Genomic DNA, 23,834 nt, shown 5'->3' on the forward strand with positions numbered 1-23,834 from the left:
CTCAGGTTCTCAGCGAGGCCTTCAGCGCCTTGCGGATGACCGCTTCGGCCGTGTCGCCGGCCTCGAACGCGTCCTTGGCCATCTTCGCGGCCTCGGCCGGCTTGTAGCCGAGCTGCTGGAGCGCGATGACGGCCTCGGACTGCGGGTCGGCCGGGATCGGCTGGCCCTTGGCGATCGGGCCACCCACGCCGCCCAGCTCCGCCGCGCGATCCCTCAATTCCACGACGATGCGCTCCGCGGTCTTCTTGCCGATGCCCGGGATGCGGGTGAGCGCAGTGACGTCGCTGGTGGAGACGAGCCGCGCGAAATCATCGACGCTGACGCCGGAGAGAATGGCCAGCGCGATCTTCGCGCCGATGCCGGTCACCTTCTGCACGTCGCGGAACAGCCGGCGCTCGCGCTCGGTGAGGAAGCCGTACAGCGCGACGCTGTCTTCCTTCACCGCGTAGTGCGTGAACAGCGTGACCTCGCGGCCGAGCTCGGGCAGGTCGTAGAAAGTCGACATCGGCGCGTCGAGCTCATAGCCGACGCCGCCCACTTCGACCATCAGCGCGGGCGGGGCTTTCTGGATGAGGGTGCCGCGGAGGCGTCCGATCATTCGTGGATCGCTCTGGAAGGGTGCGGGCAGTCTGCCCGAGTCAGCGTCGCCGCAGCGCCGCCACGCCGACCCCGGCGCGCGCTGCGGTGGCGGACATGTGGGCGTGCGTGAGCGCCACGGCCAGCGCGTCGGCGGCGTCGGCGAACAAGCGCTCGCCCTGCAGGTTCAGCAGGATCTTGACCATGTGCTGCACCTGGTCCTTGTCGGCGGCGCCCTTCCCCACCAGCGACTGCTTGATGACGCGCGGCGCGTACTCGGCCAGCGGCAGGCCGCGGCGCACCACGGTGGCGATGGCCGCCCCGCGGGCGTGGCCCAGCTTCAGCGCCGAGGTGGCGCTCTTGTCCATGAACACGGTTTCGATGGCCACCTGCTGCGGCTGCCACTGGTCGATGATCGCGTCGATGCCTTCCGCGAGGCGCCCGAGGCGCTCGGGGAAGTTGTCGGTGTCGATCAGCAGGTTCAGCACTTCGCAGTGCACGAACGTGTAATGGCCATAAGCGTCGACGTCGATGACCCCGAGGCCCGTGCGGCGGGAGCCGGGGTCGATGCCGAGCAGGCGGGTCGTCACGCGCGCCTCGTCACTGGTACGCGCTGTCCGGCAGCTCGGCGTTGTGGTGCACGTTCTGCACGTCGTCGAGGTCTTCCAGCTTGTCGAGCAGCTTCACCACCTGCTGCGCCGTCTCGCCGTCGACGGCCACGTCGTTGTCGGCGCGCATCGTCACGTTGGCTTCGGCCGGCGCGAGGTTAGCTGCCTCCATCGCCTTCTTCACGGCCTCGAAGGCCTCGGGCGACGTGATCACTTCCACCGCGCCGTCGTCGTAGCTCTTGATGTCGTCGGCACCGGCTTCGATGGCCGCTTCGGTGATCTTTTCCTCGTCGGCACCGGCCGCGTAGGCCAGCACGCCAACCTTCTTGAACATGAAGGCGACCGAGCCCTCCGTGCCGAGGTTGCCGCCGTACTTCGAGAAGGCATGGCGCACGTCCGCGACGGTGCGCACGCGGTTGTCAGTGAGGCACTCGACGATCACCGCGATGCCGCCCGGGGCGTAGCCCTCGTAGCGCACTTCCTCGTAGCTCACGCCTTCCAGCTCGCCGGTGGCCTTCTTGATCGCGCGCTCGATGTTGTCCTTCGGCATCGAAGCGCCAAGCGCGCGGTCGACGGCGAGACGCAGGCGCGGGTTACCGGCGGGGTCGCCGCCGCCCATCCGCGCCGCGACGGAGATCTCGCGGACCAGCTTGGTGAAGACCGCGCCGCGCTTGGCGGCCTGCGCGTTCTTGCGGCCTTCGATGGCCATCAATCGACCCATGGGGTGCCTCGGTGGTGTGTGCGATGGCGGGATTATCGCCGAGTGATGCGTCCACGGGCGGGGTGGCTTGTCGGCGAGGCTGTCCCGCCGTCGCGCCTGCCTCGCGTGAGCGCTGGGCCGCTCTCCGCGGACTCGGGGCTGTCCTGCCCCGAGCCGCGCGCTCGCCATCCCTGGCTCGCTTGTCGCTGGCCCATCGCCACGCGGGCGCGGCGGTGTTGCAGCGACGGCGCGAGGCCCGCGGATGCGGCGAGTTAAGGAGCCCCGGCGCGGGGCCCAGGCGCGAGCCCGAAGGGCGGCTCATGGATGAGCCGTCCGCTCGAGGGGCAGGACGCCCCCTTCGAGCGGACCGCCGGGCAGATTGCCGGGAAGGTGACGGGGCGGGCCAGCCGAATCCGCGGGCCTCGCGCCGGACGACTGCGAGCTACCCCGCGAACCGCCCCGTTCGCAGGAAGCTCGCCACCGCCTCCGCCGCGACCCGCGACACCAGCAAGCCCATGTGGCTGGCACGGACCTCGAAGTGGTCCACGAGGCCCGGCAGCCGGGTTTCGTCGACGGCCACGGTGCCGTCGTGCGGGCCGTCGAAGGTGCCGAAGACGCGGCCCAAGCCCGCTTCCAGCGTGCCGGCAATCGCACCGACCTCGCGATGCTGCGGGGCGTGTTCGAGGCCCTTCAGCAGCACGCGGGCGCTGCGGCCCATGCCAAAGCCGAGACCGCGGCCGTGCACGGCGCGCGCCGCACCGCTGCCCGTGAGCGGGCTGCCGAGGCAGACGATGCGCTGCACCGGCAGCTCCGGGTCCTGGGCCGCCAGCAAAGAGACCAGCCCGCCGAGGCTGTGACCCACGAGGTGGGCCGGGGCTTTGCGCTTGCGCGCATCGAGGCGCAGCTTGCCCGCGAGTTGCTGCGCCGCCGCTTCGGCTCCGCCGAACACGCTGGGGTAGCCGAAGGTCTCGGTTTCGAAGCCGGCGGCGCGGAGCCGGGCCGCGAGCGGCCACAGCACCGGGCGGTTGTTCCAGATGCCGTGCAGCAGGACGACGCGGTCGGCCATCGCCCTGCCCTGCGTCGCCTCAGGCCTTCGGGGTAGCCGGACGCACCTGCACGTGCAGCTCGGCCAACTGCTTGTCGTCGATGGGCGACGGGGCGTTGGTCAGCAGGCACTGCGCGCTGGCGGTCTTCGGGAAGGCGATGACGTCGCGGATCGAGTCGCTGCCGGCCATCAGGGCCGAGATGCGGTCGATGCCGAAGGCGATGCCGCCGTGCGGCGGGGCGCCGTAGCGCAGCGCTTCGAGCAGGAAGCCGAACTTCGCTTCCGCCTCTTCGGCGCCGATGCCGAGCAGTTCGAACACCTTGGCCTGCATGGCGCTGTTGTGGATGCGCACCGAGCCGCCGCCGATCTCGTTGCCGTTGAGCACCATGTCGTAACCGCGCGACACGGCGATGCGGGCGTTGGCCGCGAGGTCGGCGATGTCGTCGATCTTCGGCGCGGTGAACGGGTGGTGCAGAGCGACGTAGCGCTGCGCCTCGTCGTCCCACTCGAACATCGGGAAGTCGGTGACCCACAGCGGGGCCCAGACGTTCGCGACCTGGCCGAGGTCCTTGGCGGCCTTCAGGCGCAGGGCGCCCATGAAGTCGCACACGGTCTTGTACGTGCCGGCGCCGAAGAACAGCAGGTCGCCGTCGACGGCCTGCGCGGCGTCGAGCACCGCATTCAACGTGGCGTCGTCGAGGAACTTGGCGATCGGCGAGTTGATGCCCTCGCGGCCCTTCGAGCGCGCCTCGACCTTCATCCAGGCGAGGCCCTTGGCACCGTACTTGGCGCAGTAAACGCCGTAGTCGTCGATCTGCTTGCGCGAGAGCGACGCACCGCCCGGCACGCGCAGCGCGACGACGCGGCCCTCGGCGTGGTTCGCCCAATCGGTGAAGACCTTGAACTCGCAGCCCTTCACCAGCTCGGCGATGTCGCTGAATTCCCACGAAATCCGCAGGTCCGGCTTGTCCGAGCCGTAGAGGCGCATGGCCTCGGCATAGGTCATGCGCGGGAAGGGGCTCGCCAGCTCGATGTCGCCGACTTCCTTCAGCACCTGGCGGATCATCCCTTCCACGAAATCCTGGATGTCGGCTTCAGTGATGAAGGCGAACTCCATGTCGAGCTGGGTGAATTCCGGCTGGCGGTCGGCGCGGAGGTCCTCGTCGCGGAAGCAGCGCGCGATCTGATAGTAGCGATCGAAGCCCGCCATCATCAGCAGCTGCTTGAACAGCTGCGGCGACTGCGGCAGGGCGAAGAATTCGCCCGGATGCACGCGGCTCGGCACGAGGTAGTCGCGCGCGCCTTCCGGCGTGGCCTTGGTGAGGATCGGGGTCTCGATGTCTTGGAAGCCCTTCGCATCGAGGTAGCGACGCAGGGCCTGCACCAGCGCCACGCGGGTGCGCATCGTGCGCTGCATCGCCGGGCGACGCAGGTCGAGGTAGCGGTACTTCAACCGCACGTCTTCGCCGGGCGTCTCGTGCAGGTAGAAGGGCAGCGTCTCGGCCTTGTTGAGGATCTCGATGCGCTCGGCCACCACTTCGATGCGGCCGGTCTTCAGCTTGTCGTTGACGCTGTGGCGGGCGCGCACGACGCCCGTCACCTTGAGGCAATCCTCGTAGCCCACCTGGGCAGCCATCGCGTAAGCGGCGTTGTCCGGCTCGGCCACCACCTGCACGATGCCCTCGTGGTCGCGCAGGTCGATGAAGCAGACGCCGCCGAGGTTGCGGGCGACATCGGCCCAGCCGCAAAGGGTGACGGTCTGGCCGATCAGCGCTTCGCCGAGCTGGCCGCAGTAGTGGCTACGCATGGGAACTCCACAGGAATCTTGGGGCCGCCGCGGTGCCGCGGTGGCAAGCCGGCCATTGTACCGGGGCTTTAGCGGGCGGCGGCCGTGGCCGGCGTTTCCGAGCCCCAGGGGGCCGGCGGGGCCGGCACGGGGCGGGACAGGTCGAACTCGACGCGGAAGCGGCGGGCCGGGTTGTTGCCGGCGGCCGGGCGCGAGAGCCCATAGGCGAACTCGCGGCCCGCGCGGTATTCGAGGGTCCACGTGTTCGTGGTCGAGACCGCACGACCCTCGCGGATGAACAGGGCGATGGACTCGGCATCGACCGGGAAGTCCTGGCGGGTGGCGCTGCCCGGGGCCGCGGTGTCACCGCCGTACATGGTCAGCACGTCGGACGAGCCGTCGTCGTGCCGGTGGTCGTGCTTCAGGCGCAGGCCCGAGGCAGTGCGGGTGACGACCCAGGTGCGCGAGCGGTCGGCGCCGACGTGGAACGGAATGCGGATCTCGTCGTCCTTGCATTCGCGCACGTGCATCACCAGGCGCTGGGCGCCCATGGCGGCATCGGCCGGGTCGTTGGTGGTCATGCGGCCTTCGAAGGCCTGGCCGCACAGGGCCAGCAGGCCCGTGAAGAAGGCGGACGCCGTCATTCGCCGCTCGCCTTCGCCGGCGCGGGGCTCGGGCTCGGCGTCGTCGAGGCGCCACCGCCGGAACCGCTGTCGGCGAGGTTGCGCTTCTTGTCGCCGTCCTTCTTGAAGTCGGTCTCGTACCAGCCGCCGCCGGCCAGCCGGAACTGCGGCGCCGTCAGCTGGCGGCCGATCGTTCCTTCCGCGCCGCAGGCGGGGCAGGTGGTCGGATCGGCGTCGGAAAGCCTCTGCAGGCGTTCGAAATCGTGGCCGCAGGCCGAGCAGGCGAAGGCGTAGATGGGCATGGCGGGCGGGTTCCGTGGCAGTTCGCTGCGGGCAGCGATTGGGTTGGCGGGGCCGGAATTCAAGTCGGGCCGGGGCGGGTTCAGCCCGCCTCGATCCTCTCGGCGAGCTCCAGCCACTCCAGCTCGAGGGTCTCGCGCTCGGTTTGCAGGGCACTGCGCCGCTGGCCCAGCGCGGCCAGCGCGTGCGCCGCCTGCGCGCCGCCCTTCGACGACGCGGCCGCAAGCTCCGCGTCGAGCACCTCGGCTTCGGCCGCCAGCGAGGCCAGCTTGGCTTCGACGGCGGCGTGGCGCTTCTTCGTGGCGCCATCGACCGGCTTGCCCGGCTTCGCCGCGGGCTTCGCGGCGGCGACCGGCTCAGCCTTCGCGGCGGGCTTGGCTTCGACCGTGCGGGCCTTGGCATTGGCGTTGTTGCCGCGCTGCTTGAGCCAGGTGGCGTAGGCGTCGAGGTCCTCGTCGTAGGGCTCGACGATGCCGTCGGCCACGCGCACGTAGCGGTCGCAGACGAGGCCGATGAGATGCCGGTCGTGCGAGACCATCACGATGGCGCCGTCGAAGTCGGCCAGCGCCTCGGCCAGCGCTTCGCGCATCTCGAGGTCGAGGTGGTTGGTCGGTTCGTCGAGCAGCAGCACGTTCGGCTTGCGCCACGCGATCATCGCCAGCGCGAGCCGCGCGCGCTCGCCGCCGGAGAAGCCGTCGATCACCTCGAAGGCGCGATCGCCGGGGAAGTTCCACTTGCCGAGGAAATCGCGGAAATCCTGCGTCGCGGTGTTCGGCGCGATCATCCGCAGGTGGTCGATCGGCGTCTGGCCCTCGTGCAGCGATTCGACCGTGTGCTGGGCGAAGTAGCCGATGACGAGGTCCGGGTGGCCGGTGCGCTCGCCCGACAGCAGCGGCAGTTCGCCCACCAGCGTCTTCACCAGCGTGGATTTACCCGCGCCGTTCGGGCCGAGCAGGCCGAGGCGGTCGCCGGCTTCGATCGACAGGCCGACATTGCCGAGGATCTTGGTGACGCCGCCTTCGCCCTTCTCGTTCGCCGTGTAGCCGCAGTCGGCGTCGCGGATCTGGATGAGCGTGGTGGGCTGCTTCAGCGGCACCGGGAAATCGATGCGCACCTCGCGCTCGGCGCGCACCGCTTCGGTGCCCGCCAGCTTCTCGAGGCGCTTCATGCGGCTCTGCGCCTGCTTGGCCTTGCTGGCCTTGGCCTTGAAGCGGTCGATGAAGGCCTGCAGGTGCGCGCGCTCGACCTGCTCCTTCTCGTGCGCGATCTGCTGCAGGCGCAGGTGCTCGGCGCGCTGGCGCTCGAAGGCGGTGTAGCCGCCGACGTAGGTCTTGGCCTTGCCCTCGTGGAGGTGCAGCGTGTGCGTGCACAGGCCGTCGAGGAACTCGCGGTCATGCGAGATCACCAGCAGGGTGCCGGGGTAGCTGCGCAGCCACTCTTCGAGCCAGAGCACGGCGTCGAGGTCAAGGTGGTTGGTGGGTTCGTCGAGCAGCAGCAGGTCGGAAGGCGTCATCAGCGCCCGCGCGACGTTCAGGCGCACGCGCCAGCCGCCGGAGAACTCGCCCACCGGCGTGTCGTGCGTGTGCGACGGGAAGCCGAGGCCGTGCAGCAGCTTGGCGGCGCGCGAGGGCGCGTCGTAGCCGTTGAGCTCGGCCAGCAGGGTGTGCGCCTCGGCCACCTTCTCGTAGTCCTCGGCCGCCATCGCCTCGGCTTCCATCCGGATGGCCGCATGGACAGCGACGTCGCCGGAGAGCACGAAGTCCAGCGCCGGGTCCGGCAGGGCCGGGGTCTCCTGCGCCACCGAGGCCATGCGCAGCTTGTTGGGCCGGTCGATGTCGCCCTTGTCGGGCTCGATCTCGCCCCGCACCGCGGCGAACAGGCTGGACTTGCCGCAACCGTTGCGACCGATCACGCCCACCCGCCAGCCGGCGTGCAGGGTCAGGTCGACGTCGGAGAAAAGGAGGCGCGGCCCGCGACGCAGGGCCAGGTTCTTGAAGGCGAGCATGGCGCGGAGTCTACCGGAGCCCGCCTGAGCGGCGGCTCAGCGCCGGCCGTACTTGTCCTTCAGCCGGGCGTGGAAGCCCTTGTGGGCCTGTTTGGTCTCGGCCCGGCGTGCGGCCAGCGTGGTCGCCGCGGCGTCGCGCTCATCGCGCAGCTTCACGTAGTGCGCCCAGCGCGCCTCGTCGAGCTCGTCGGCCTCGAGCGCCGCCTGCACGGCGCATCCGGGTTCGTTGAGGTGGGCGCAGTCGCGGAAGCGGCACTGGGTGGCCAAGGCCTCGATGTCCTCGAACACCTTGTCGGCCAGGTCCTCCTCGCCGACCAGCTTCAGCTCGCGCATGCCGGGCGTGTCGATCAGGCAGCCGCCCTGCGGCAGGGGAATCAGCACGCGCGAGGTCGTGGTGTGGCGGCCGCGCGAATCGGTCTCGCGCACTTCGGCCGTCTTCATCTTCTCGCGGCCGAGCAGCGTGTTCGTCAGCGTGGACTTGCCGGCGCCGGAGCTGCCCACCAGGACGCAGCTGAGGCCCGCGCCGAGGTAGGGCTGCAGGACGGCCGCGCTGGCCGCGTCCTTGCCGTTGACGATGTGCAGCGGGAAACCGGCGTCGACCAGCGGCTGCAGCAGTTCGGCGGCGTCGCCGGCGAGCTCGCCCGCGAGGTCGGCCTTCGACAGCACCAGCACCGGCTGCGCACCGCTGGCCTGCACCAGCAGCAGGTAACGCTCGATGCGGCGCGGGTTGAAGTCACCGTCGAGGCCGGTGACCACCAGCACGTGGTCGATGTTCGCGGCGATCGGCTGCTGCTGGTAGTGCTCGCCGGCGGCGGCGCGGCGCAGCAGGGCGTGGCGTGGCAGCAGGTCGGTGATGGCCTCGCCCTTGGCGTCCAGCAGCACCCAGTCGCCGACCACGGCGCGGTCCTCGGCGCGGAAGCGCGGGCGCGTCCACGCTGCCGGCGGCTGCACGCGGCGGGCTTCGTCGAGGGTGGTCGCGACCACGTAGGCGTTCCGGTGCTGGCCGACCACGCGGGCCAGCGCGGCGCGCGGCCGCCCGGTCAGGGCGAGGGCGGCAGGCGCGTCGTCGCGCCAGCCCATCGGCCGCACGGCGGCGAAATCGTCGGGGGTCCACGTCATCGCGCGAAGTGTACGCGTGCGCTGCGACCCTCGCGCCATGAACGCTTTCCGCATCGCTGTGCTCGCCCTCGCCGGCCTCGGCTTCCTTGGCTTTGGCCTGTGGTTCCTCGCCGACCCCATCGGCCCGCTCGCCGCCATCGGCATCACCGCCACCGGCGCGCCGGCGGCGACCGAGTTCCGCGCCTTCTACGGCGGGCTGGAGGTGGGCCTCGGCGCCCTGATGCTGGTGGCCGCGACCAAGCCCGAGTGGCGCATCGCGGGCCTGTGGCTGGTGATCGCCACCAATGGCGGCATCGCGGCCGGGCGCCTACTCGGCGTGGCCATCGACGGAGTCTGGGTGCCCTTCTTCACCTACGCGCTGGTGTGGGAAGCGGGATTCGCCGCGCTGGCGGCCTTTGGAGCATCAGGGCGGCGGGAAGAGCCCCTGAGCATTCGTGGACAAGCCGCATCTTGATTTTAGGTCGGCGGCGCGCCGCGAAGGCGCACAATCGTTAACTCAGAGTACAAGGCTACGGCTGTGCCAAAGCGCGCATCGTCCAAAGCACTGCGCATCGCCTCGCCTAGCGACTGGTTAACTGGACACCCATATTGGACGCAGAACTCAAGAACTGGGAAGGACCGAGCAGCACAGCCGCCGGCGAGATCACATTCAACCAGCCTCCCGGCAAGCAGCGCCATTTCATTGAATGTTCGATCATCAAGCCTCTGAGCCAGCCTTATCGCCCTGACGCTATCGGGATAAGCATCCCAGTAGACGAGCGCAGCGTCCAATATCTCTGCGCTTGTGGTGCCTTGCTGAAGTCTAGCGAGCGCCTCAAGGGCGGGAAGAGAATCCACCGGCAACCTTCGCGTACCGTCGGAATCCTCGACCACGAAGTTGGTGGCAGCGGCCATAAGCGGCGAAAAATGACCCGTCGGACTCTGAACATTGCCCTGCGGATCGAACAGCGGCGCACACGCGGGCTGCAGGGCATTCGCCGCTTCCAGTGTCGCTCCCACGCCAGCTTCGAGGCGCACGTTGGTTGCCAACAGCGAACGTGAGCGCCGACAGGCCTGCGTCAGACGCCCGAAATAGTGAGAGTACTCGATCGAATCCACGCCATAGATTCGTGCAAGATCATTTAGGGCAGCTACGAAGTTTGGCGACTGTTTGATTGCAGCAAGGGCCGTGCCTTCGACGGGAGCGTGGGCGCGCGCGGAATCGTCGGCGCGGGGCGCAATTGGGGGCGACTCAACAATAGGAAAGTCGGCAAGGGCTTCGGCCATGCCCAAATCGCTTTCGCGAGCCGCGAAGAGTGCGACCCCAGCGACAGCCATTAACGTAATGACCAATAGCGTTCGCCGCTTCAGGGACATTTCAACGATCCCGCAACTGGAATCTGTTCGATGGAATCGGCTGTTGCGCTAGGCAGGCCGCCGACCGCAATCCATCGCTCCGTTCCACCATCATCATAGGTGACGAGCACCTCATCCCCTGGGGCCAAACCTTCGCCGCCAAGCAGTCGAAGGGCGGCATACGGAGCAACGTCCTGATGCGCATGCGCGTGACGAGAGCCGACATCGGCTTGGCATGTGGCAGATGTCGAGTTGTTCGGGTTGTTCGGCACAACAACCAGAATCTGCTCAACGAACCAACCTCCGACATTATCGATGAACCAGTCCCTGATGCTTCCCAGTTCCGTGCTGCCAGTGTCAAAACAACTGACTCCATCCGGCTCCCAGGCGGAAGTAATCAATCGACGTTCACCACCTGTCGTCTGGTAATAGTCGAAGAGCGCATAATTCTGGATACATGTTCTCCCTCCAGAACTAAAGGCCTGGGCAAGACCTAAACTCGGAGCCAGCGTCCCGACGACTATAATCAACAGTCGAAACGTTGAGCACAGAGGGGAGGGGCGCTGGGGGGGGGGGGGGGAGTGCGCCGATCAAATTCATGCTTTGGTCTCCTTGACCTGAACAGCTACGAATGGCTGTTGCCAGATCGAAGCTAATTCAAGTTAAAGGTCGCCGCAACCTCGCGCACCCAAAGAACACAATGCCCTGCGTTTAGAAGTAGTGTTAACGACCACTCTGGTTAAGCTGCCCCCGCCCCATGCTGTCGAACACCCTGCAAACCCGCGAACGCCTTCGCGAAGTCCGTTACGAGATCCGCGGCGACCTCGCCCGCCGCGCCCGCGAGCTCGAAGGCCATGGCCACAAGCTGATCAAGCTGAACATCGGCAACCCGGGCGCCTTCGGTTTCCGCGCGCCGGAGCACCTGCAGCGCGCCATCGCCGACCACATCCACGACACCGACCCGTACACGCACCAGCAGGGCCTGCCGCAGGCCCGCGAAGCGCTGGCCGCGCACTACAAGGCCCGTGGCACGCCGCACGTGTCGCCGGAGCGCATCTTCGTCGGCAACGGCGTGTCCGAGCTGATCGATATCGCCCTGCGCGCGCTGCTGAACCTCGGCGACGAGGTGCTGCTGCCCAGCCCCGACTATCCGCTCTGGAGCGCGGCGACCATCCTCAACGACGGCATCCCGCGCTACTACAGCTGCCGCGCCGAGAACGGCTTCCTGCCGGATCCCGACGAAATCGAGCGGATGATCGGCCCGAAGACCCGCGCGCTCGTGCTGATCAACCCGAACAACCCGACCGGCGCGAGCTACCCGAAGCCGCTGCTGGAGAAACTCGTCGCGATCGCGGCGAAGTACCGCCTGCTGCTGATGGCCGACGAGATCTACGACGGCATCCTCTACGACGACCACGTGTTCCAACCGCTCGCGCCGCTGGCTGGCGACGTGCCCTGCCTCACCTTCAGCGGCCTGTCGAAGGTGCACCGCGCCTGCGGCTGGCGCGTGGGCTGGGCGGTGCTGTCCGGTGATCCGCTGCGCACCGGCGACTACCACCACGCGCTCGACCTGCTCGGCGCGCTGCGCTTGTGCGCCAACGTTCCGGGCCAGTTCGCCATCGAAGCCGCGTTGAAGGGCGGCGACACCATCACCGCGCTCACCGCGCCGGGCGGTCGCCTGCATGCCTCGCGCCAAGCCGTGCTGGAGGCCGTGGCGAAGAGTGATTTCCTCTCGGTCGTTGCGCCGCAGGGCGCGCTGTACGCCTTCCCGAAGATCGACACCGCGCGCCTGCCGGAGTTCGACGACTACCGCTTCGCGCTTGATCTACTGGAAACCGAGCACGTGCTGATCGTGCCGGGCAGCAGCTTCAACGTGCCCTACCGCGACCACTTCCGCGTGACCCTGCTGCCGCAGGCCGACGAGATCAGCGAGGTGTTCCGCCGCATCGAACGCTCGCTGTCGCAGTACGCCGACCGCGGCGGCGCGCGCCAGAGCGCCTGAGCCCATGCGTCGCGGCTTCCTCGCCCTCGGCGACAGCTACACCATCGGCGAGGGCGTGCCCGAGGCCGGGCGCTGGCCGGTGCAGCTGGCCGACCTGCTGCGCGCGCGGGGCATCGCCTTGGACGCGCCGCGGATCATCGCCACCACCGGCTGGACCACCGACGAGCTGGACGCCGGTATCGATGCCGCCCACGCCGCCGTGCCGATCCCGACCGACCACGCGCTGGTCTCGCTGCTGATCGGCGTGAACAACCAGTACCGCGGGCGCTCGCTCACCGAGTACGAGGTGCAGTTCGCCGGCCTGCTCGAGCGCGCCATCGAGTTCGCCGGCGGCGAGGCGTCGCGGGTGATCGTGCTGGCCATCCCCGATTGGGGCGTCACGCCCTTCGCCACCCAGTCCGGCCGCGACCGCGCGCAGATCGCCACCCAGCTCGACGCCTTCAATCTGGCCGCGCAGCGCATGACCGAAGCCCGCGGTGCGCGCTTCGTCGACACCGCGCCGGTGAGCCGCGAGCGCGGCGGCGAGGTGGCGATGCTGGCCGAGGATGGGCTGCATCCGTCCGGCGCGATGTATGCGCTGTGGGCGGAGGCGGCATTTCCCTTCGCCGAGCGGCATTGACTGCACGTCGCCGCTGGAAAATGTCCGCCGAACGGCCTCCTACCTGCAGCCCGACGGCTGCGACAGCTGGCTGACGCTTCGCGCAGAGGGATCGCGCCACGACCATTGCACAAGATGCGGCATCCCCGGCACTTTCCCCGAATGTTCGAGCCGCATGCGCTGGATCTTCTCGCCATCGTGCATCACGGACACGCTTCCGGTATCTGCACGGGCGGTCGTCGGACGGTACGCGCACCATGGACAGGGGCCGTCCAGTCGTGCGGTCGTGAGATCGATCGAGGAGCCGAGTTGGTCGATGGGCGTTTGCGACCATACCCAGAGCGGACGGCCGAGGTCGTCGTAGAAATAGCTGGCCATGATCGCCTGACGCGTGCCGCGGTCGATCTGCACGCTCCATCCGTATCCCGGGAGCTCGGGCGCAAACCATAGACCGCTGACATCGAATGGAGGAGCACCGCTCGCACTGGAGAGGCAGCCCGGCCCGCCGAGTCGTTCGAAACGCTCGTAGCCGGAACGGCCGTGCAGCGTGTAGCCAAATGCAAAGCTGCTGCCATCAAGGGCATTGACGGAAGCCCACCCAACGATGGAGGAAACGCGCTTCCCAAGATGCCAGCCAAACTCGATCAGCGGCGCCGTCCAACTGGTCGCGCTGCGCTCGCCGATGTCCGTCATGTACCAGACGGATGAGCCGTCTTCGCGATAGGTGTACCAGATGAGGACCCAACTCCCCCCGGCGTAGTCGAGGAAGGCGCCATGACCCGAACGCTCGGGATTGAAGTAGTGGCCCGGGACGGGTTCGACGCGTTCCGCGCCTCCGGTCGTCGTGACGCGCAAGGTCGGGATCGCCGCGGTTGCGCCATGGTTGGTCGCCACCAGATACCACCGTCCAGGAGGCAACTGGCTCGACGTCAGCGAAATTGCCTTGGTCGCTCCGGCGGCTTGGATCGATGCGACGACAGGGGCTGGCGGAGCCTCCGACGGATCGTTTTCGGACTGCACTGGTGCGCGGATAACCGCCAGCGACACCCCTTCCGCATGAGTCAAGTCGATACGCAGTGCCGACGCGGAGCGGGGGACGTCGAAATAGGTACGGCCCGCTCGCTCGCCCGGCGAAAGCGCAAAGGGGTGATCGACACCGTCGCGAAGCGCGATCGGCGTGGCTCGCCCTGCCACGCGCTCGATCCGCACCGGCGCATCACCAAGGTACACCCCCTCCCGCCAGAACGAGACATCCACAAGGCGACGATCTCCCACAAGCATCGTCGGGTCATTCCACGCGATGCGCGTCGGCCACGGCCGGACGAAACTCGGCGCCGTCGCCGGTCCGATGACGGTGACACGCGGAGAGCGAGCGACGACGGCGTCACTCTCGAAGATCTCAATGCGTGCTCCCGCGGTCGAGGCGCCACGGTTGTGCGCGAGGACCCAGTAGGTCTGCGCACCCTGACCGACTTGTCTACTGAAATAGGCGTCGCAGCCCTCCAGGGCCGACCCACCCATCGATGCGCAAGCGACTTCGTTTTCGTCGGCTCGTCCATTGCGATTGGTGTCCAGCCCAAGGTACAGAGCAACCGACGCTCCACCCACGACGGCCGCGTCGGCATGGACTCTCCAGCTGGACGCGATCGACGACGAGTTGGCTGGCACTGTTCTGAATTCAACGTGCGTACCGGCCCCCTGCTCGTCGAACGGCGAATCGACGCCCGCCGAAGGAGCAATCGTCACGTTCAAATGAGTCGGTGCGACAAGATCGCCAACCTTGCGCTCAATCGGCCCCACAGTGCTGAATGGCTTGAAGTCGACGATCTGCGAGCCGCTCTGACCTTCGACCTGCAGAGTCGTTCCCGGCGGCACACCCGGTCGCGCGACGATCCGCACATCGGATTCGGAGCACGCGGTTCCGGCGCGATTGCAGAGGCGATAGCGGAACGAATCCTGGATGGCTGTGAATGCCGTCCGCGGCACGTAGGTCAACGTGCCGTTGCGGTTGACTTGCACGCTGCCCGTTGACGGGGCACGTACGATGGTCAAACCGGCGGGCAGCTCCACGTCGCGCGAATCGAAAAGATCGTTCCCGAGCACATCGATCAGCGCATTGGTGGGTTCGCCTGCAGGAACAACGTTCGAAGGCGGTCTCGCCAACACTGTTCGGTCGGGTCTCGCAAAGAGCAGCGGGCGACCACCCAACGACACCGCGATGTCCCATTGGCCACTCGCGGACAGATAACCCGTACCGACAACCTCATACGTCAAGCGGCAGAGGCCGAGGCGCAGGCCCTCGACCACGAGCTCCGCGGAGGCATCAACGCGGCAAATGTCGGGCGTCAACGATTGCACGGCAAAGCGGCTGTCGGAAGGACCAATCACCACCACTGGGAGAACGCGCGGCACGCCGACGTCGATAGCCTCTACTGTTGGCGAAGAAAGGCTGATTCGCGGCGTCACACCGTTCCCGACACTCACGCGGATTGCACTCGTCCAGCGGAAATCCAAGCCGTGATTCGTAGCGGACGAATCGGACACAGCGATCGCAACCGAACGTCCGCTGTCGATGCCGGTCGGCGTACCGCTGATTCGACCTTCGGCATCAAGGGAAACACCGCTGACCAACGTCGTGGGCGTGAACCGGAACGGCGGCGTCGCGCCGACGGCGGAAACCGACAGCTGGCCGCTCACGGGGACGCCCACCTGGAGCGCGACATCCGATCCGAACACCGGGAACCTCAGTGGTGGCTGGATCAGCACGTCGCGGCGAGCCGACGCCGGCGCCATCCCGGCGACGCCGTCAAATCTCGCCTCCAGAGCCACGCGACCGGCATTGGAAAACCTGGCGCTGCAGCTGCCCGTTCCGTCTGCCCGGAGAACCACCGTACACCGGAGGGTTTCGCCTTCGAGGATGTGCACGGGGAGATCCTGCATCGACTGAAGGCTGCGCATGCGAACGCTGACGACGACCGACTGGCCGATCGTGGCGACACCTGCTGCAAATGCCGGCCCGGTGATTTCCAGGTTCGTCGCCGTGACATCGCCGGGAGGGCCGAGGAGCAGCGCCGGCTCGCGATTTCCTGGCGAGCCCACGAGCACGGCATTGCCGGACGCGGAGAGCCCGCGCGCGAAACTGCGCCGTTCGGGCGTTCCGATCGGGGGCGCGGCTTCGATGCTGCCTCCAACCTGCCAAGTTCCCGCGTTCGGCGAATAGAACTTCAGTGCCGAAAGCTCGAGCACGAAGGCACCCCCTGCGGCGAGCGACACCCGACGCAAATCGCCGTCGGCGGCGAACGCGGCGTCAGACGCCACCACGGCCCGCTCCACCCATTGCCCCGAAGGGGTGCGCTCGAAGTGACGGACGCCGCGAAGCGTCGGAATCAACAGACGGCCTGCCCGGAAGCTGGCCCCGCCCCCGTACGCGGACTCGGGAAGCTCATCCCTGAGGATTTCGGCCTCCCACTCCCAGCGCGCGCCACTCCAGCGTAGAGCGTGAAACGCGGTGTAGTCGTCGTACTTGAGTCCCACGACAGCGCTGTCGCCATCAAGAAGGAGGCTCATCAGTCCGGCAAGCTGATCCCAGGCCTGTGCCGATGGTGCCCGTGCGTTGACATCGATGCGCTGCAGAGCCGCCACGCCCGTCACGGCATCGAAGGCGTACAGCGCGCGTTCGTCACGGGCGGCAACGAGCACGTGACGCTCGTTCGCCGCGACGCTCGAACCGAAGCCGTCAACAGTGACGGAGGGAGGCGCCGATCCGCGCAACTCTCGCTCGCGAACCCACAAGCCGGACGCCTCGCGAAACACGACAACATCGCCACGCCAGTCGTCCTGACCGTCGAGGTCGCGGGTGGGCTCTGGCGCACCGACGAACAATCGACCACCGGCTAGGGCCAACGCTGTCCCGAAGCGACCATCCCACCGATCCTGCGGGCGCAAAGTGGCGGAAAACGCGACAGATCGGCTGCTCGGCTCATGTACGAAAAGGTGAACAGCGTCACCGGCGGGGTCGCCTACTGCGGCGAACCTGCCGTCAAGAGCCACCGTTGCGCCGTATTCGGGGCTCCCAGCTACCGGAGCCGCAAGGACATGACGCTCGCCAGCCGAAAGCTGCGCCCAGACAGGCGCCGCGCCCAGCACCGCAGCCATCGAAATCGTCGCGCGAAACGCCGCTCTGCGGATAAAGGTGAAGTCCATTTCTGCACGTCCAGGGAACCTGCCAACAGTTTGCAGGGGTGGCGAGACCGCCGCAACAAAGGCCCCCCTTTCGAGCTTGCGCTCCAAAGCTGCGTGGTGAAGTCGGGGTTCGACCAACCGAAGCCGCTACTGCGGCGCGGGGGGCAGAAAGCATGCGCGAGTGCGCTTCCATGGCCCACGAGCCGGATCAGCCAGCACGGTTCACGGGCTCTACGCCCCCTACTTCGAGCACGACGCCTGCGGGTTTCGACTGATCGCGTCGACGGACGGAGTGCCGATCCACTTCAAATCGGGCGAGCCATGACCAGGTCGCGATGCAGATCGCGGCCCAACGGAAACACCTGTTCGCCCACTTCGACGAAGCCGCACTTCGCATAGAAGGCGATCGCGCGCCGATTCCGCTCCCACACGCCGAGCCAGAGCGCCGCCGTGCCATGCCCGCGCGCCGAGTCGATGCAGGCGTCCATCAGCAGGGCGGCCACGCCCTTGCCGTGGAAGCGCGCGTCCACGTACAGACGCTGCACCTCACAGGCTGACGCCGCCTCGACACACATTGGCCGCACGTGGATCCGCAGCTGGGCGAACCCCGCGATGGCCTCGCCGTCCATCGCCAGCCACGTCTCGAGGGACCGGGCGGCGATCTCCTCGCCCTGATGGCGCTCGCCGAACCTCGTCGCGCAGTGACGATCCATTTCCGCCTCGGTACTCGCTGCCGAGAAGGCGGCGCGGAACGTCGCTTCAGCGAGGCGCGACAGCGCGAGGGCGTCGTCAGCGATGGCGCGGCGCAAGGTGATCACGGTGGTCGCGTCCTCGCGCTTCGGTCCGAGACCGAGGCTAGCAGCGCCGGACATCCGTTGCACGCGCAACCATCCCGCGCACTCGCGACGTGAATACGAATGCAGGGAAACCGCGCGCAGCCGCGCCATTGCTAGCGTTCCGCGTGACGGCGAGCGATTGAAGTCCCGGCTCTAAACCCGCGTGGTGAAGTCGGGGGCCAACCATCGACGCCACTACTGCGAGGGGAGCAGACGGCATGCGTGAGTGCGTGACTTCGACACAGGAGCCGGACCAGCGAACCGACACGGTTCGCGGGCTCCACGACCCGTCCTTCGAACATGACGCCTGCGGCTTCGGCCTGATCGCGTCGCTGGACGGGGTGCCGAAACGCCGCCACGTCGACCTCGCGCTCGATGCGCTGAAGCGCATGTCGCATCGCGGCGCCATCGCCGCCGACGGCGCGTCGGGCGACGGTGCGGGCGTGCTCTTGCAGCGGCCCTCCGCCTGGCTCGCGGCGTGTGCGGCCGACATCGGCGTGGCCCTGCCGCCGCAGTTCGCCTCCGGGCTCGTGTTCCTGCCGCGCGACGTCAGCCAGGCGCAGGCCTCGCGGCAGAAGATTTCCGATGCCGCACGCGAGAGCGGCCTGATCGTCGCCGGCTGGCGCCGCGTGCCGCTGAACCTCGACGCCTGCGGGCCGATCGCCGACGCACGCCGTCCGCACATCGAGCAGCTGTTCGTCGCGCCGGCCGCCACGCTCACCGACGCCGAGTTCCGCCGTGCGCTGTTCGTCGCGCGCCGCCGCGCCGCGCTGGCGCTCGGCAACGATGACGCCGGCTACATCGTCACGCTGTCGGCCGACAGCTTCGGCTTCAAGGCCATGGTGATCCCGGAGCGGCTGCCGCAGCTGTTCCCGGACCTGATGCACCCGGCGATGGCCAGCACCTGCGTCATCGTCCACCAGCGTTTCTCCACCAACACCTCGCCGCGCTGGCCGCTGGCCCAGCCCTTCCGCCACCTCGCGCACAACGGCGAGATCAACACCATCTCGGGCAACCGCGGTTGGGCGCGCGCGCGCCGCGCGCTGTGGAAGGCCGAAGGCCTCGACTTCGCCACGCTGGGCCCGCTGGTCGGCGAGCACGGCTCGGACTCGCAGAGCCTCGACGACATGCTCGAGGTGATGCTGGCCGGCGGCTTCGACGCGCTGGCCGCGCTGCGCATCCTGATCCCGCCGGCGGCGCACACGCTGTCGACGCTGGACCCGGACCTCGCTGCCTTCTACGAGTACTACGCGCTGCACACCGAGCCGTGGGACGGCCCGGCCGCCGTGTCGTTCAACGACGGGCGCTACGCCGGCTGCCTGCTCGACCGCAACGGCCTGCGCCCGGCACGCTGGGCGCGCACCGACGATGCGCTCGTGATCGCTTCCGAGGCCGGCGCCTTCCGCATCGCCGAGGACCAGATCATCGCCAAGGGCCGCCTCGGGCCGGGCGAAATGATCGCCGTGGAACTGGAATCGGGCCGCGTGCTCGACAGCGGCGCCATCGACCGCATCAACGCCGGCCGCCACCCGTTCAAGCGCTGGCTGAAGGATGGCGTCAGCTACCTCGTTTCCGACCTGATCGACCCGGCGCTCGCCGCCGAGCCCTTCGACGACCTGGTGCTGGCGCGCTTCCAGCGCCGCTTCGGCCTCACCCGCGAGGAGCGCGACGGCATCCTCAAGGTGCTGGCCGAGACCGAGGGCGAGGCCGTGGGCTCGATGGGCGACGACACGCCGCTGCCGGCGATGTCGCAGCGCCTGCGTTCGCTATACGACAGCTTCCGCCAGGCCTTCGCGCAGGTGACGAACCCGCCGATCGACCCGCTGCGCGAGACGGTGGTGATGTCGCTGGTGACGCAGATCGGCGCCGAGAAGAACGTCTTCGAGGCCAAGCCCGAACACGCCCGCCAAGTGCAGCTGAACTCGCCGCTGCTGAGCCAGCGCAAGCTGCGCGAGCTGCTGGCCTTGCCCGACTACGCCGAGAAGCACGCGCTGCTGCACCTGTACTGCCGCGACGGCGAAGGCATGGAAGCGGCGATCCGCCGCGTGCGCGACGAAGCCATCGCGGCCGTGCGCGGCGGCGCGGTGGTACTGCTGCTGTCCGACCGCTACCCGCCGGACGGCGCCCGCGCCATCCACGCCCTGCTCGCCACCGGCGCCGTGCACCACGGCCTCGTCGACGCCGGCCTGCGCTGCGCCTGCAACCTGATCATCGAGACCGGCACGGTGCGCGACGCGCACCACGTGGCCTGCCTCGTTGGCGTGGGCGCGACCTTCGTCTACCCCTACCTCGCCTACCAGACGCTGCACGCCATGCAGCGCCACGGCCAGCTCACCCTGCCGGGTGACGCCAAGGAGCCGGGCCGACGCTTCCGCCGTGGCGTGAAGAAGGGCCTGCTCAAGATCCTCTCGAAGATGGGCGTGAGCTGCCTGTCGAGCTACCGCGGCGCGCGCCTGTTCGAGATCGTGGGCCTCGCTCCCGAGGTCGTCGAACTGTGCTTCCCCGGCACGCCGAGCCGCATCGGCGGCGCCGGTTTCGCCGAGCTCGATGCCGACGCCGCGGAGTTCGCCGAACTGGCCGACGACGACGCGGCACCGCTCGAGATCGGTGGACTGATGCAGTACCGCCCCGGCGGCGAGTACCACATGGCCAACCCCGACGTGGTCATCGCCCTGCAGCGCGCGGTGATGAGCGAGGCGCCCGAAGACTGGGACGCCTTCCGCCGCGCGGTGGACGAGCGCCCGCCCTCCGCGCTGCGCGACCTCTTCGCGCTGAAGGCGCTCGGCCCGGCCGTGCCGCTGGACGAGGTCGAACCGGCGAGCGCGATCCTGTCGCGCTTCGACTCCGCGGGCATGAGCCTCGGCGCGCTATCGCCCGAGGCCCACGAAGCGCTGGCCACGGCGATGAACCGCCTCGGCTGCCGCAGCAATTCCGGTGAGGGTGGCGAAGACGCCGCGCGCTACGGCACCGAGCGGCGCAGCAAAATCAAGCAGGTGGCCTCCGGCCGCTTCGGCGTGACGCCGCATTACCTGGTCAATGCCGAAGTGCTGCAGATCAAGGTGGCGCAGGGCGCGAAGCCCGGCGAAGGCGGCCAGCTGCCCGGCCACAAGGTCGACGCGCTGATCGCGCGGCTGCGCCACGCCAAGCCCGGCATCGGCCTGATCTCGCCGCCGCCGCACCACGACATCTATTCGATCGAAGACCTCGCCCAGCTGATCTACGACCTCAAGCAGATCAACCCCGAGGCGCTGATCTCGGTGAAGCTGGTCGCGCATGCGGGCGTAGGCACGATCGCGGCCGGCGTGGCGAAGGCGCAGGCGGACTTCATCACCATCTCCGGCCATGACGGCGGCACCGGCGCGAGCCCGATCAGCTCGATCCGCTACGCCGGTTCGCCGTGGGAGTTGGGCCTGGCGGAAGCGCAGGAGACGCTGCGCCGCAACGGCCTGCGCGAGCGCGTGCGCCTGCAGACCGACGGCGGCTTGAAGACCGGCCTCGACGTCATCAAGGCCACGCTGATGGGCGCCGACAGCTTCGGTTTCGGCACCGTCCCGATGATGGCGCTGGGCTGCAAGTACCTGCGCATCTGCCACCTCAACACCTGCGCCACCGGCGTCGCCACGCAGGAGCCGCGACTGCGCGCGCAGCACTTCAAGGGCCTGCCCGAGCGCGTCATCGCCTACTTCACGTATCTCGTCGAGGACGTGCGCCGGCACCTCGCCGCGCTCGGCGCCCGCTCGCTGGAGGAACTGATCGGCCGCGCCGACCTGCTGGTCGAACGCGAAGATGTTCCGCATCGCCAGCAGCTGCTCGACCTCTCGCGCTTGAAGGCGAGTGCCTTGCTGCCGGGCCCGGCCTCGCACCGTGCCGCACCGCCGATTGCCGCACCGCCCAGCCCGCTCGCACAACAACTTCTGGATGAAGCCTTCCCCGAACTGAAGGCCGGCCGCAGCGTGCGTCGCGAAGTGCGCATCGACACGCAGGACCGCAGCCTCGGCGCCGGCCTCGCCGGTGCGCTGGCCAAGACCTTCGGCGACGCCGCGCCGCCCGGCACGCTGGAACTGCACTGCCACGGCAGTGCCGGCCAGAGCTTCGGCGCCTTCAACGCGAAGGGCGTGCACCTGCACCTGCACGGCGAAGCCAACGACGGCGTCGGCAAGGGCATGGCCGGCGGCCGCATCGTGATCGCGCCGCCCGCGGGGCACCGCTACACCCCACAGCACGCGACCATTCTTGGGAACGCGGCGCTGTATGGCGCCACCGGCGGCGAGCTCTACGCCGTGGGTCGCGGCGGCGAACGTTTCGGCGTGCGCAATTCCGGCGCCACCACGGTGATCGAGGGCATCGGCGACCACGGCTGCGAGTACATGACCGGCGGCCAGGTGCTGGTGCTGGGCCGCACGGGCCTGAATTTCGGCGCCGGCATGACCGGCGGCTTCGCCTACGTGCTCGACATCGACCGCGGCTTCGTCGACCGCTACAACCATGAGCTCGTGGACATCCATCGCCTCGAGGCCGAATCGATGGAGAACCACCTGCAGCACCTGCGGAACCTGCTGCGCACGCACGCGAAGCTGGCCGGCAGCGCGCAGGCGCGCGAGCTGCTCGAGGATTTCCGCGAGGTGATCGGCAAGTTCTGGCTGGTGAAGCCGAAGGCCGCGAGCCTCGATTCGCTGGTCGCCGCATTGAAGAGGGCCGCCTGATGCCACGCGCGCAATTCGATTTCCTCGACCTGCCCCGGCAGATGCCGAAGGAACTGGCCGTCGCCACGCGCCTGGGCCTGGACGTCGAGATCTACGGCAAGTTCGAACCCGCCGAAGCCAAAGCCCAGGCCGGGCGCTGCCTCGACTGCGGCAACCCCTACTGCAGCAACGGCTGCCCGGTCGGCAACGCGATCCCGCAATGGCTGGAGCTGGTGCGTCAGGGCCGCCTGTTCGAAGCCGCCACGCTCGCGCACGAGACCAACCCACTGCCCGAGATCTGCGGGCGCGTCTGCCCGCAGGACCGCCTCTGCGAGGGCGCCTGCACGCTGGAGACCGGCTTCGACGCCGTCACCATCGGCAGCATCGAGAAGTACCTCGTCGACGAGGCTTTCAAGCAGGGCTGGCGCCCCGACCTGTCGCGGGTGAAGCCGCGCAAGGAACGCGTCGCCGTCGTCGGTGCCGGCCCGGCCGGCCTCGCCTGCGCCGACCGCCTCGTGCGTGCGGGCGTGTCGGTGACGGTGTTCGACCGCCACGACGAGATCGGCGGCCTGCTCACCTTCGGCATCCCGCCCTTCAAGCTTGAGAAGTCGGTGATCGCTACGCGCCGGCAGGTGCTCGAAGGCATGGGCGTGCGTTTCCAGCTTGGCCTCGACGTGGGCCGCGACATCGAGTTCGGCAAGCTCATCGCCGGGCACGACGCGGTGTTCGTCGGCACCGGCGCCACCACGCCGGTCGACGCGCGCCTCCCGGGGCAATCGCTGCCCGGCGTGCTGCCGGCCCTGCCCTTCCTGATCGCCAACGCCCGCCGCGTGCTCGGCCGCACGCTCGACGCCGACGATGCCGCGATGCTCGACCTCAAGGGCAAGCGCGTGCGCGTGCTCGGCGGCGGTGACACCGCCATGGACTGCGTGCGCACCGCGCGTCGCCTGGGGGCTGCCGAAGTCAGCTGCGTGTACCGCCGCGACGCCGAATCCATGCCGGGCTCGCGCCGCGAGGTGAAGAACGCCCGCGACGAGGGCGTCGAGTTCTTGTTCCATCGCGCGCCGCTGGCCATCGAGGGCGAGGGCCGCGTGCAGGCCCTGCGCGTGGCCCGCACCGAGGCCGCCGGACGTGGGGCCTTCTCGATCGTCGAGGGCGAATCGGAAACGCTCGCCGCGGACGTGGTGATCCTTGCCTTCGGCTACCGCGCCAGCCCGCCCGCGTGGCTGGCCGAGCACGGCGTGCGCCTCGCCGACAGCGGCCTGATCGTCGGAGGCGGCGCTTCCCCTTACCAGACCTCGGTGCCCAAGCTCTGGGCCGGCGGCGACGCGCTGCGCGGCGCCGACCTCGTCGTCACGGCGGTGCGCGACGGCCGCGACGCGGCGGCGGCCATGCTGCGGCAGTTCAAGGGCATCGCCATCCGCACGGCGGCATGAC

General features: G+C 68.8%; 18 protein-coding genes. 5 read left to right on the forward strand and 13 right to left on the reverse strand.

Annotation, left to right across the window (positions count from 1 at the left end):
• Window position 1: 1 nt before the first annotated feature.
• From ruvA to rsgA, 9 genes are all read right to left on the reverse strand, one after another.
• Window positions 2-598 carry a Holliday junction branch migration protein RuvA gene (gene ruvA, locus O9280_RS00675; RefSeq protein ID WP_298337531.1) on the reverse strand — a complete coding sequence of 199 codons (597 nt, stop codon included), beginning with the start codon at window positions 596-598 and terminating at the stop codon, window positions 2-4.
• Between the two features lie 40 nt (window positions 599-638).
• Window positions 639-1,166: a crossover junction endodeoxyribonuclease RuvC gene (gene ruvC / locus O9280_RS00680; RefSeq protein WP_297876638.1), complete on the reverse strand. Its 528-nt coding sequence runs from the start codon at window positions 1,164-1,166 to the stop codon at window positions 639-641.
• A 10-nt stretch (window positions 1,167-1,176) separates the two neighbouring features.
• Window positions 1,177-1,905 carry a YebC/PmpR family DNA-binding transcriptional regulator gene (locus O9280_RS00685; protein WP_298337534.1) on the reverse strand — a complete coding sequence of 243 codons (729 nt, stop codon included), beginning with the start codon at window positions 1,903-1,905 and terminating at the stop codon, window positions 1,177-1,179.
• A 421-nt stretch (window positions 1,906-2,326) separates the two neighbouring features.
• Window positions 2,327-2,950, reverse strand: a complete 624-nt coding sequence (locus tag O9280_RS00690) for an alpha/beta fold hydrolase (protein WP_298337537.1) — start codon at window positions 2,948-2,950, stop codon at window positions 2,327-2,329.
• 19 nt (window positions 2,951-2,969) lie between these two features.
• Entirely contained in the window at window positions 2,970-4,736 is a 1,767-nt protein-coding gene (aspS, locus tag O9280_RS00695; RefSeq protein WP_298337540.1) for an aspartate--tRNA ligase, read from the reverse strand.
• A 68-nt stretch (window positions 4,737-4,804) separates the two neighbouring features.
• Entirely contained in the window at window positions 4,805-5,359 is a 555-nt protein-coding gene (locus O9280_RS00700; protein ID WP_298337543.1) for a hypothetical protein, read from the reverse strand.
• On the reverse strand, window positions 5,356-5,640 hold the full coding sequence (locus tag O9280_RS00705) for a zinc ribbon domain-containing protein (protein ID WP_298337546.1): 285 nt from the start codon (window positions 5,638-5,640) through the stop codon (window positions 5,356-5,358). The genes O9280_RS00700 and O9280_RS00705 overlap by 4 nt, the downstream gene beginning before the upstream one ends.
• An 80-nt stretch (window positions 5,641-5,720) precedes the next feature.
• Entirely contained in the window at window positions 5,721-7,643 is a 1,923-nt protein-coding gene (locus tag O9280_RS00710; protein WP_298337549.1) for an ABC-F family ATP-binding cassette domain-containing protein, read from the reverse strand.
• Between the two features lie 36 nt (window positions 7,644-7,679).
• Window positions 7,680-8,762 carry a ribosome small subunit-dependent GTPase A gene (gene rsgA, locus O9280_RS00715; protein WP_298337552.1) on the reverse strand — a complete coding sequence of 361 codons (1,083 nt, stop codon included), beginning with the start codon at window positions 8,760-8,762 and terminating at the stop codon, window positions 7,680-7,682.
• A 37-nt stretch (window positions 8,763-8,799) separates the two neighbouring features.
• On the opposite strand from rsgA, the gene O9280_RS00720 reads away from it, so the two are divergent.
• On the forward strand, window positions 8,800-9,216 hold the full coding sequence (locus O9280_RS00720) for a DUF4345 domain-containing protein (RefSeq protein WP_298337555.1): 417 nt from the start codon (window positions 8,800-8,802) through the stop codon (window positions 9,214-9,216).
• A gap of 2 nt (window positions 9,217-9,218) precedes the next feature.
• Here the strand turns inward: O9280_RS00720 and O9280_RS00725 are convergent, their stop codons facing one another.
• Both O9280_RS00725 and O9280_RS00730 read right to left on the reverse strand, forming a co-directional pair.
• Window positions 9,219-10,118: a hypothetical protein gene (locus tag O9280_RS00725; RefSeq protein ID WP_298337558.1), complete on the reverse strand. Its 900-nt coding sequence runs from the start codon at window positions 10,116-10,118 to the stop codon at window positions 9,219-9,221.
• Entirely contained in the window at window positions 10,109-10,627 is a 519-nt protein-coding gene (locus O9280_RS00730; RefSeq protein WP_298337560.1) for a hypothetical protein, read from the reverse strand. The genes O9280_RS00725 and O9280_RS00730 overlap by 10 nt, the downstream gene beginning before the upstream one ends.
• A 227-nt stretch (window positions 10,628-10,854) precedes the next feature.
• Between O9280_RS00730 and O9280_RS00735 the strand changes: the two genes are divergently transcribed.
• Together O9280_RS00735 and O9280_RS00740 are read left to right on the forward strand one after the other, a co-directional pair.
• A complete protein-coding gene (locus O9280_RS00735; protein ID WP_298337563.1) occupies window positions 10,855-12,099 on the forward strand; it encodes an aminotransferase class I/II-fold pyridoxal phosphate-dependent enzyme in 1,245 nt (414 codons plus the stop codon).
• A 4-nt stretch (window positions 12,100-12,103) separates the two neighbouring features.
• Window positions 12,104-12,718, forward strand: a complete 615-nt coding sequence (locus tag O9280_RS00740; protein ID WP_298337566.1) for a GDSL-type esterase/lipase family protein — start codon at window positions 12,104-12,106, stop codon at window positions 12,716-12,718.
• 39 nt (window positions 12,719-12,757) lie between these two features.
• On the opposite strand, the gene O9280_RS00745 is transcribed toward O9280_RS00740, so the two are convergent.
• Together O9280_RS00745 and O9280_RS00750 are read right to left on the reverse strand one after the other, a co-directional pair.
• On the reverse strand, window positions 12,758-16,900 hold the full coding sequence (locus tag O9280_RS00745; protein WP_298337569.1) for an Ig-like domain-containing protein: 4,143 nt from the start codon (window positions 16,898-16,900) through the stop codon (window positions 12,758-12,760).
• 284 nt (window positions 16,901-17,184) lie between these two features.
• A complete protein-coding gene (locus O9280_RS00750; RefSeq protein WP_298337572.1) occupies window positions 17,185-17,751 on the reverse strand; it encodes a GNAT family N-acetyltransferase in 567 nt (188 codons plus the stop codon).
• Window positions 17,752-17,945: 194 nt separating this feature from the next.
• On the opposite strand from O9280_RS00750, the gene gltB reads away from it, so the two are divergent.
• Window positions 17,946-22,418: a glutamate synthase large subunit gene (gene gltB, locus O9280_RS00755; protein ID WP_298337575.1), complete on the forward strand. Its 4,473-nt coding sequence runs from the start codon at window positions 17,946-17,948 to the stop codon at window positions 22,416-22,418.
• Window positions 22,418-23,833, forward strand: a complete 1,416-nt coding sequence (locus O9280_RS00760; protein WP_298337579.1) for an FAD-dependent oxidoreductase — start codon at window positions 22,418-22,420, stop codon at window positions 23,831-23,833. The genes gltB and O9280_RS00760 overlap by 1 nt, the downstream gene beginning before the upstream one ends.
• Window position 23,834 lies beyond the last annotated feature (1 nt).

Source organism: Silanimonas sp. (assembly GCF_027531545.1).
Classification (GTDB): Bacteria; Pseudomonadota; Gammaproteobacteria; order Xanthomonadales; family Xanthomonadaceae; genus Silanimonas.